8 protein-coding genes are annotated in these 9,234 nt (G+C 63.4%); 4 read left to right on the top strand and 4 right to left on the bottom strand.

What is annotated here, in order from left to right; all coding sequences use genetic code 11:
- Positions 1-188: 188 nt before the first annotated feature.
- From ACG2LG_RS16025 to purN, 4 genes are all read right to left on the bottom strand, one after another.
- Positions 189-851 (bottom strand): transposase, encoded by a 663-nt coding sequence (locus tag ACG2LG_RS16025; RefSeq protein WP_396260649.1) that lies wholly within the window; start codon positions 849-851, stop codon positions 189-191.
- Positions 852-925: 74 nt separating this feature from the next.
- Entirely contained in the window at positions 926-1,741 is an 816-nt protein-coding gene (locus tag ACG2LG_RS16020) for an HAD hydrolase family protein (RefSeq protein WP_396260647.1), read from the bottom strand.
- 37 nt (positions 1,742-1,778) lie between these two features.
- On the bottom strand, positions 1,779-2,690 hold the full coding sequence (locus tag ACG2LG_RS16015; RefSeq protein WP_396260646.1) for an AAA family ATPase: 912 nt from the start codon (positions 2,688-2,690) through the stop codon (positions 1,779-1,781).
- Positions 2,691-2,698: 8 nt separating this feature from the next.
- Positions 2,699-3,283, bottom strand: a complete 585-nt coding sequence (gene purN / locus ACG2LG_RS16010) for a phosphoribosylglycinamide formyltransferase (RefSeq protein WP_396260644.1) — start codon at positions 3,281-3,283, stop codon at positions 2,699-2,701.
- A gap of 193 nt (positions 3,284-3,476) precedes the next feature.
- On the opposite strand from purN, the gene ACG2LG_RS16005 reads away from it, so the two are divergent.
- The 4 genes from ACG2LG_RS16005 (at position 3,477) to ACG2LG_RS15990 (ending at position 9,221) form a co-directional block, all read left to right on the top strand.
- The gene (locus tag ACG2LG_RS16005; RefSeq protein WP_396260642.1) at positions 3,477-4,577 is read left to right on the top strand and encodes an aminopeptidase; all 1,101 of its coding nucleotides are present in this window, start codon (positions 3,477-3,479) and stop codon (positions 4,575-4,577) included.
- 208 nt (positions 4,578-4,785) lie between these two features.
- Positions 4,786-6,180 (top strand): hypothetical protein, encoded by a 1,395-nt coding sequence (locus ACG2LG_RS16000; RefSeq protein ID WP_396260640.1) that lies wholly within the window; start codon positions 4,786-4,788, stop codon positions 6,178-6,180.
- Positions 6,181-6,309: 129 nt separating this feature from the next.
- Positions 6,310-7,596: a hypothetical protein gene (locus ACG2LG_RS15995; protein ID WP_396260638.1), complete on the top strand. Its 1,287-nt coding sequence runs from the start codon at positions 6,310-6,312 to the stop codon at positions 7,594-7,596.
- A gap of 197 nt (positions 7,597-7,793) precedes the next feature.
- On the top strand, positions 7,794-9,221 hold the full coding sequence (locus ACG2LG_RS15990) for a glycoside hydrolase family 10 protein (protein ID WP_396260637.1): 1,428 nt from the start codon (positions 7,794-7,796) through the stop codon (positions 9,219-9,221).
- Positions 9,222-9,234: the final 13 nt, after the last annotated feature.

Here is a 9,234-nt window from a genome sequence, read left to right as displayed (position 1 = left end):
GACGCAGTTGCCTTCGGCTGCTCTCCCGTTGCTCGTCTCGGGAGGACTCAGACTCTCACTGGTTGGTTTCATGTATGTGCACGCGCACGAGTGGCTCCTTGCAGGAGCCATGCCGGGGCGTGGCGGCCTCCAGGCCGCGCGATCAGGCATGCCTCCCTTTTCGGCCGCTCAGAAAATTCGATCCGGCATCATCGACCCTTCGCGATCTTGCCACTCTCCCGGAACCGATCCGCCACTCGGCTCGTCCCCAACGGACAACCGGCCTTGCCCAGTCCGGCCTTCTCCGGGTTGCGCAAAATGTAACGGACACAGCGCCCGAAGTGAGGCCAGTCGCGGATCATGCGGTCGAAATAACTCCGTTGCCACAGCGGCCCCGTGCGACCCAGGCGCTCATTGATCTGCCGGGCGGTGAAACCTTTCCAAGACTTCAGGATCTGAGCCAGGGTCCACTCTCCGAGCGTCTCGAAAAGCACATGCACATGGTTGGGCATCACCACCCATGCATGGAGGCGGTAGCGCTGCTCGTCATGGAAATGCAGCGCCTCATGGAGGATGGCCGCATTCCCCGGCTCTCCCAACAGACACTCCCCGCTTCCTTGATCGAGCCAATGCTCCACCTTCCCGAAGAACCGCCGGTAATAGTCGCGCTCGACCGGCGACGCCCACGGGCGTGGCCCCTGATTGGCTTCAAATGCGCGGCGCGCTGCGACGTGGCTCCGCAGCGTGTCCCGTGGAACCGAGTCGGCGAGCCGGAAAGTCACGAAATAAGTGGCACCTTGCTGCCACCAATGGGGCAGGCGGTTGTGGGTCGTGAAGTTGGGAGCGTGGGGGTTGTTGAATTTGGGAGACATCCCTTTAGTGTGCAAATAAACACTATCCAGACAAGACAGATCTTCCCCCGCGGTCGGGAGACCGCCACGCCCCGTCATGGCGCTTGCAAAGCGCCACTCCCGAAGAACCGCTCCAGAGCCTCCACGCAGGCCTGGCTGTGGCTCTGGAGGCAGACGTAGCCCTCCACCGCCTCGACGTGGGCGCGGATCTCGGGGACGGCATTGGCCGGGCAGGCGATGCGAGCCGCCGCCCCGGGAGAGAGCATCTCGAAGTCGTTGTGGCTGTCGCCGATGGCGAAGCAGTCGGCCGGCCCCAGGCCGTAGCCCTCGGCCACCCGCACCAGGCTACTGCCCTTCTGGTAGTTCCGGTGCCCGAAGCGCAGGTAGATCGTGTTGCGCTGCCAGTTGAGCAGGGGCTCGTCCGCCGCCAGTTCCCGGACCTTGCCGACAATCCACTCCATCTCCTCCTCGGTGCGCGCGATCAACCCGGCGGGGTCACCCGCCTGCTCGACCCACTGCGCACCGGTGTGTTCCTCGATCTCCGAGCGGATCGCCTTCATCAGGCGGCGGACCTTGCGGAAGAACTTCTTGTGGTCCTTCTCGCAGCGCTTGTTCCACTCCTCGTCGCCGACCCAGCGCCCGACGGCATTCGGGAACCACAGCTCGCGCTCGCGGGCGACCACCCAGTCGGGCGCGAAGGGAAAGCGGCTCTCGATGAGCCCCTCGACCACGTGCTCCATCGAGCGGCCGGTATTGATCCCCCACACCGCCGACTCGCCGGCCCGCAGGGCGGCGATCTTCTCGAAGAAGGCATCGGCCACCGGCGGCGACTGGGCGGGATCGTGCAGCGTCCCATCAAAGTCGAAGGACAGCACCAGTCGCGGCGTTTCCGGAAGGTCGAGCGCTCTCACACCGGAGGCTTAGCACGGATGAAACGGCGCGCGAGGATTATGGCACCGGCGTGTTCTCCAGCGCGTCGGCGATCATCGGTGCCGGATCGGAGGCATCCGCGGGCACCAGCCGGTGACGCATGACCGAGGGGAAGACCTGCTGCACGTGGTCCGGATGCACCGCCCCCGCCTCCTCGATGAAGGCCGCCGCGCGGGCCGCCTGCATGACCGCCAGCGACGCCCGCACCGACACGGCATGATCCGCCCCGGCCCGCCTTCGGAGGCTTTCGCAAAGATCCGTGATGTAACCGGCCAGAGGCTCGCCCAGAGGCGTCGTCCGGGCCTGTTGCTGCAGGGCGAGCACATCCTCGGGATGGACCAGCGCATCGTGCGAGCCATTGCCGTCGATCTCGCCCGAGGCGTGTCCGAGGAGAATCCGGCGCTGGATTCCGGGATCGGGCAGCTCCATCCGGATCGAGAGCAGGAAGCGGTCGAGCTGCGGCTCCGGCAGCGGGAAGGTGCCGTGAGGGTCGCCGTCGTTCTGCGTCGCGATCACCAGGAAGGGCTCGGGCAGCGGACGCGTCACCCCCTCGAGCGAAACCTGGTGCTCGTTCATGCACTCGAGCAGCGCACTCTGGACCCGCGGCGAGGTGCGGTTGATCTCATCGGCCAGCAGGCAGTGGGCGAAGACCGGACCCGGGACGAATTCGAAATCGCCACGGTCCATCCGGTAGAGCGAGTAGCCGAGCAGATCCGCGGGCAGCAGGTCGGGCGTGAACTGGACCCGCTTGAAGCTGCCGCCGATCGAACTCGCGAGCGTGTGCGCCAGCGAGGTCTTGCCGATGCCGGGCGGCCCCTCGATGAGCACGTGGCCGCGGGCCAGCAGGGCGATCATCAACAGGTCCGCCGCCCCCTCGGCGCCGAGCACGGTGGCGGTGAGGCGCGAACGAAGCGGATCAAGGGATTTCATCAGGGGATCTAACTCGCAGTGGAAAGGGATTCTTGGACCAGACGGATCGCCTCCGGATAGATCCGGTGCTCCTGCTCCTGGATGCGGGCGTGGAGGGACTCCGGCGTGTCGTCCGGCAGGACCGGCACCTTCGCCTGCAGGATCGCCGGCCCGGTGTCCATCCCGGCATCGACGTAGTGCACCGTGCACCCGGTTTCCGAAACGCCGGCCTCGAGCGCCTGGACCCACGCGTCGAGGCCCGGAAATGCCGGAAGCAGCGCGGGGTGGATGTTGAGAATGCGGTTGGGAAAGGCCTCGAGCAGCGGTTGCTTCACCAGCCGCAGGAACCCCGCCAGGCAGATCAGGTCGACCCCCGCCTGCTGCAGCGCCTTCGCCGTCTCCGCCTGCGCCTCATCGGGAAACTTGGTCCGGAAGCCGCGGCAATCGATCAAACCCGTTGCGATTCCCCGCTCCCGGGCCCTTTCAAGGATGTAGGCGTCGGGACGGTCGGAAAGCACCAGCACGATCTCGGCATCGAGAGTACCGGCATCGATCGCATCCAGGATCGCCTGCATGTTCGATCCCGATCCCGATCCAAGAATCCCGAGCCGCATGGCCGCAGCCTACGGCTGCGAAGTTCCAAGTGAGAAGTTCCAAGTTCCAAGACCTGATGCAGACTCGCCCGGGGAATCCATATCCTCCATCCGTCCCATCCCATCCATCCTGCAACCCCATTCTAGAAAGCTCACCCGCCCACTTTGGAACTTGGCACTTGGACCTTGGAACTTCCGAGGCTACGCCTCGGCCATGCACGACCCGCGCATCGACGAATTGGCGAAATCGCTCATCGGCTACTCGGTTGCCCTGAAGAAGGGCGAGAAGATCCTCATCGACCTCCAGGACGTGCCCGACTCGATCGGGCTCGCGCTCATCCGGGCCACCCGGAAGAAAGGTGCCATCCCGGTGCTGCGGGTGAACCACTCCCGCCTGACCCGCGAGATGTTCAAGGGTGCCAGCGACGAGCAGTACAAGCTGATTGCCAAGAACCTCCTATCCGAAATGAAGGGTATGGACGCCTACATCGCGATCCGCGGCAGCGACAACATCGCCGAGAACAGCGACGTCCCGGCGAAGGACATGAGCCTGGCGATGAAGCACCTGCGCCCCGTGCTCGACTGGCGGGTGAAGAAGACCAAGTGGTGCGTGCTGCGCTGGCCCACGCCGTCGATGGCCCAGCAGGCCGGCATGAGCACCGAGGCCTTCGAGGATTTCTACTTCAAGGTCTGCCTCGTCGACTACAAGAGCCTGGTCCCGGCCGCCAATGCGCTGAAGCGGATGATGGACAAGACCGACCTGGTCGAGATCAAGGGGCCCGGCACCGACCTGCGTTTTTCGATCAAGGACATCCCGACCCTGGTTTCCGCCGGCAACTACAACATCCCCGACGGCGAGGTCTTCACCTCGCCGGTGATCGACAGCGTCGAGGGCGTGATCACCTACAACGCCCCGAGCATCTATCAGGGCATCCCCTTCGACTCGGTGAAGCTCACCTTCGAGAAGGGAAAAATCGTCAAGGCGGAGTCCCCCGGCAAGACCCGCGAACTCAACAGGATCCTCGATGCCGACAAGGGCGCGCGCTACATCGGCGAGTTCGCGATCGGCTACAACAAGGAGATCAGGCACCCGATGCGCGACATCCTCTTCGACGAGAAGATCGGCGGCTCCTTCCACTTCACCCCCGGCCAGGCCTACGAGGATGCCGACAACGGCAACCGCTCGCAGGTCCACTGGGACCTGGTGAACATCCAGCGCAAGGACTACGGCGGCGGCGAGATGTACTTCGACGGCAAGCTCGTCCGCAAGGACGGCAAGTTCCTCGCCAAGTCGCTGGCCAAGCTGAATCCGTAAGGGAAGGACCGCCGATCTCCGAATCGGCATCTTCCCGGGCCCGCGCGACGCTGTCGCGCATCGGAGGTGGGCCGCCCCCGGCCCACAATCCTTTAGGCCCGTCCCCCGGGCATCATCCGATCCATCGGTTCAGCTCCTCGCGCTGCGGGGCGAGGGCGCCCCGCCTCCCATCCTTGCAGGTCCGTCCACGGAGGTGCAACATGCCGGAGTGAGAAAGGCCTTCATCCTCTGGCTTCTGCTGGCGGTTTCCGCCTTCGGCTCCCACACCATGGCGTGGAAGGTTCCGCTGGACCATGTGGTCACGAATGGCACCGCGAACCCGGCATGCCAACGCCTCGAAGGAGCACCTGCGAAGTCGGACTTCTTCGCTGCCGGTGATGAGATCTGGAACATCGCGGGGGCGATCGAAATCGAAGACGACACCAACGGTCACTTCGATCCGTTTGCTCCCCCAGCACCCAGAAAAGAGCAAGTTGTCGATGCTGACTGGCTGGTGTGGAACGCTCGTTCCAGAAAGCTGGTCGGGCGGGGCTCTTGGAGCCAACTCGAGAGAATCACCCGACTCATCGACCTCGAGTCTCTCCCCAAGCTCGTCAAAGTTGGTGTCGAGATTCACGACGGATCCGATGAGCCTCGCAAGGTGTCCATCTTGACTCGCAGTGGGGTGTCATGGTCGCTCCGAGACCACAGCATCGATATTCAAGGGACTGCCCACTTCCCGAAACCAGACGGATTGAGCGGAAATCGTCCGGCCTATCTCGAAATGACGGCGGCCTGGACGCGAGGAGAAGCGTGGACCGAGTCTGTGGTATTGGCCTGCACAAGCTTGCCATGCGGAAGCCCTCGTTCGCTGGCAATTTGGGAAGACAAAGAGGGGCGTTGGGAAGTCCGTGCCGGAGCCAATGTCATCGCGCTCGACGGCACACCCGTGACACGTCTCCGACAACTTGAAACACCAGCCGGCTTGAGGTGGATCGATGATGACTCCACCGAACGCCCGCCACGGATGCCACTCGTCGGCGACCTCTTCGCGCAGACTTTCCCTCTGCCCGGAATCCTCATCGACAGAATGGACTGGGACGAAACCGATCTCCCAGATCTGGATTACGAAAAGGATGCGACCGTCTTTCCCGGAAGCCGCTGGCTCGACGTGAGGGAGTCGCTAGCGCTGCTGGGGCTACCTTCGGTCGAGGTCGCTGGTTTCCAACCCGATCAATACATACTCAGAATCGTTGATTCCGAGCAATCGCTCGATTTCATTGAGGAAATCTTGAAGACGGATAGGACCCCAAGCACGGTCGCCGAGCTTTCTTTCCAAAGCTCTTCGTGGAACTCCAAACTTCAATGCCCTAGCGGACGACAGGTAAGCATATTCCGATCACGAAATGGGAAGTCTCGGGAGCTACTTCGGGTCAGCCCCAGCATCGGATCCAGTGATCGGATCATGGATGTGAGCTACATGCTCAATTTGGAGAACGGTCTGCAGTTGGACTCAGCCATCACAATCTCAAGCGGCCAGACACACGAAATCGCATCCCAAGCCCAGGCTGGAGAATCGCTACCAATCCAACTTACCGGCACCATCAAGGCCGTCACACGCTAATCCGCAATGAAGCGCACAGTTCACATCTGGCTGGGACTGCTTCTCTCCGCCTTTGCTTGGGGCACCGAGACCGTCGGCTGGAGGGTTCCCGTCGACCTGGTGATCGATGGTGGTCTGCGGAATTTTGAGGTGACCCGCATGGAGGGAGTGCCGGACGAATCATCCTACTTTGAGAAGGGCGACGCTATCTGGGATCTCTCGAATGCGATCCAGGTCGAAGTCGAGGTCCCGCCGGATGCGACTGACGCGGACTTCGATCCCTTCGCGCCTGTCCAAACGACGACGAAGAAGATCGAGAAAATCCTATTTGAAGACGGCTTTGTGGTCTGGAACGCCCGATCGCAGATGATCGTCGCGCGGGGAAACCCAATGCAATTGGCCTACGTCGAGCAGGCCGTCGACCTTGCCGGGCTCCCGAAGCAGGTAGTCACCACCTTCGAGATCATCCAAGGCGAGGCATGGCAGAGGCTCGACATCCCCTGCCGCTCCGGAGAAAAGGCGAGTGCTTCGATTCGAGGTGCCACCGCCCATGTGGCACCAAACCTGTCCTCCTGCATGGAATGGATCGACCTCAACCTGTTGGTGGCGTTCGACACACCACAAAATCGTTGCACGATCAATACCGCCCTCACGCTCAAGCGGGGAGCACCCGTCAGAGTCGCGAGTTGGACTTCCGAAGGCGTCGACTTCACGCTCCGGGCAACCACCGACGTGATGATGGCGTGGGGCTTGCCGGTCGACGGAGTTCAAACACAGGAGATCAAGAACAAGGTCGAACCACGACCACGAATCGATGACCGGCACCTCGATGGGAAGAAGATCGATGACCACCTTTCCGCGAGAGTCTGGGATGTACCCAAAGACCTCCTGAGGCGAATCGGAAGCCCCACCATTGACCACCGCCCCTTGGTCATCCCGGATGAGTTGAATAATCTTGTCCGACCCGGGTATCTCGATGCGGGTCCGGCTTTGGAAATGAACGGGGTGAAATTCGACGACCCGCTCGCAATTGCGGGGTTGGACCCCCATGGTGGTCGGCTGTTGCATATCAATACACCCATCAACCATGACCTCGTCGAAGTGATCTGCAGTGGTGGTTGCGAACCCCCGAGACTCGTCGAACTAAGCTTTGAAAGCAGGAAATGGCTCGCCACCATTGTTGGCCGTTCCGGCGAGAAGTCCGACATCAGGTTTGGAGCCGAGGGCTCCAACCTGCCGCGAGTCGAAGTCGCCCCCAATGTGGGCGCAGGAGGTTGGCTCGTCGACGTGAACTTTGTGATCACCTCACCCGACCGTGGTGTCGAAATCTCGTCGGCGATCACCGCTCTCGACAAGGTCAAGATCCCGGTCGGTGGAGACGCCGAGAACGAGATATCGCTGACAGCAGAGGTCCTGGATGCTGATGCGTCCCGATGACGGTTTGGCGGGCTAACAAGCTCTACGATGCGCGACAGCGTCGCGCGGTCCTCTCGTTTCCTGCGGAGCCCGGGCCTTGGCGTTCTTGGCGTCTTGGCGTCTTGGCGGTTCCTCCCTGATCCGGACCGTCACAATGCCGATTCGGAGATCGGCGCTCCATGCTTGCCGTCCGTCGATTCCGAGGGCATGGGAATGCCATGAGACTCCTGCTGTGCCTGCTGCTCCTCACGGCTCCCCTTCTCGCCCAGACCTACCGGCCGGTCCGGGAAAAGCCGCCGATCCCCGCCAAGGAGTTCCGCGGGGCGTGGGTGGCGGTGGTGCACAACATCGACTGGCCCAGCCGCAAGGGGCTGAGCGCCTCGGCGCAGCAGGCGGAACTCACCCGGATCCTCGACCGGATGGCGTCGCTCAACATGAACGCGATCCTGCTGCAGGTCCGGCCGCATGCCGATGCGGTCTATCGCTCCAGCCGCGAACCGTGGAGCCACTGGCTGAGCGGCACGATGGGCAACTCTCCCGGCTACGACCCGCTGCAGTTCTGCATCGACGAGGCCCACAAGCGCGGCATCGAGGTCCACGCCTGGTTCAACCCCTACCGCGCGCTTTCCAACGCCGCCCACCCGGCCTCGCGCGACCACGTGACCCGCTCGGCTCCGCACATCACCAAGCGCTATGGCGGTGGGGTGTGGTGCGACCCCGGCCATCCCGAGACTTCGAGCCGGGCTCTGGCGGCGATCCTCGATGTGGTCCGACGCTACGACGTCGATGGCGTGCATCTCGACGACTATTTCTACCCCTACCCGAAGGATGGGAAGACCTTCCCCGACGGCCGCTCGCCGGCGCAGCGGCGCGCCATCGTCGATCGCTTCGTGAAAAGCCTCTACGACCAAGTGAAGGCGACCAAACCGTGGGTGCGGGTCGGGATCTCGCCCTTCGGCATCTGGCGCCCGGGCGTGCCGAGCGGCATCGAGGCCGGGCTTGATGCCTACGAGGATCTCGGCTGCGACGCCCGCAAGTGGCTGGCCAATGGCTGGGTCGACTACCTCGCGCCTCAGCTCTACTGGCGCGACCAGCCACGCAAGCAGAGCTTTTCCGCACTGCTGGAATGGTGGCGGCAGCAGGGACGTCGCCCGGTCTGGCCGGGGATTGCAACTTCGAGGATCAAGAGCTCCGACGACCCCGGACGCCCGGCCTCCGAGATTCTCAAACAGGTCGGCCTGAGCCGCTCGATCGACCGCAACTACGTCGGCCACATCCACTGGAGCGTGAAGTCGCTGATGGAGAACCGCGACGGCATCTCGACGGCACTTTCGCGCGGCGCCTACTCGACCCCGGCGCTGGTGCCGCCGATGCCGTGGATGGGGAAACGCGAGGTCGCCCGGCCGTCCATCGAGGCCCGCGGCGAGGGCCGTAGTCTGCGGATCGGCTGGCGCCCGGGCGACTCCGGCACCCACAAGCTTGCGGTGATGGGCCGCTACGGCGACAAATGGCACATGCTGGCGGTGCTTCCGAAGGGACACCGCGACGTCTCGCTGAATCCGGCGCGGGGCCTGCCCGACGCCATTTCGGCCAGTGCCGCGGATCGCTTCGGAAATCTAAGCGGTCCCGTGGTGCTGGGACGCTGATAGAGCGGGGAGG

Source organism: Haloferula sp. A504 (assembly GCF_044385805.1).
Lineage (GTDB): Bacteria > Verrucomicrobiota > Verrucomicrobiia > Verrucomicrobiales > Akkermansiaceae > Haloferula.
The sequence above is the reverse complement of the archived record's forward strand: the minus strand, read 5'-3'. Positions and strand labels throughout refer to the sequence as shown.

Excerpts from the sequence above, each read along its gene's own strand:
- ACG2LG_RS16005 (WP_396260642.1), top strand. The coding sequence starts at position 3,477 with ATGCACGACCCGCGCATCGACGAATTGGCGAAATCGCTCATCGGCTAC.
- ACG2LG_RS16015 (WP_396260646.1), bottom strand. The coding sequence starts at position 2,690 with ATGAAATCCCTTGATCCGCTTCGTTCGCGCCTCACCGCCACCGTGCTC.
- purN (WP_396260644.1), bottom strand. The coding sequence starts at position 3,283 with ATGCGGCTCGGGATTCTTGGATCGGGATCGGGATCGAACATGCAGGCG.
- ACG2LG_RS16025 (WP_396260649.1), bottom strand. The coding sequence starts at position 851 with ATGTCTCCCAAATTCAACAACCCCCACGCTCCCAACTTCACGACCCAC.
- ACG2LG_RS15990 (WP_396260637.1), top strand. The coding sequence starts at position 7,794 with ATGAGACTCCTGCTGTGCCTGCTGCTCCTCACGGCTCCCCTTCTCGCC.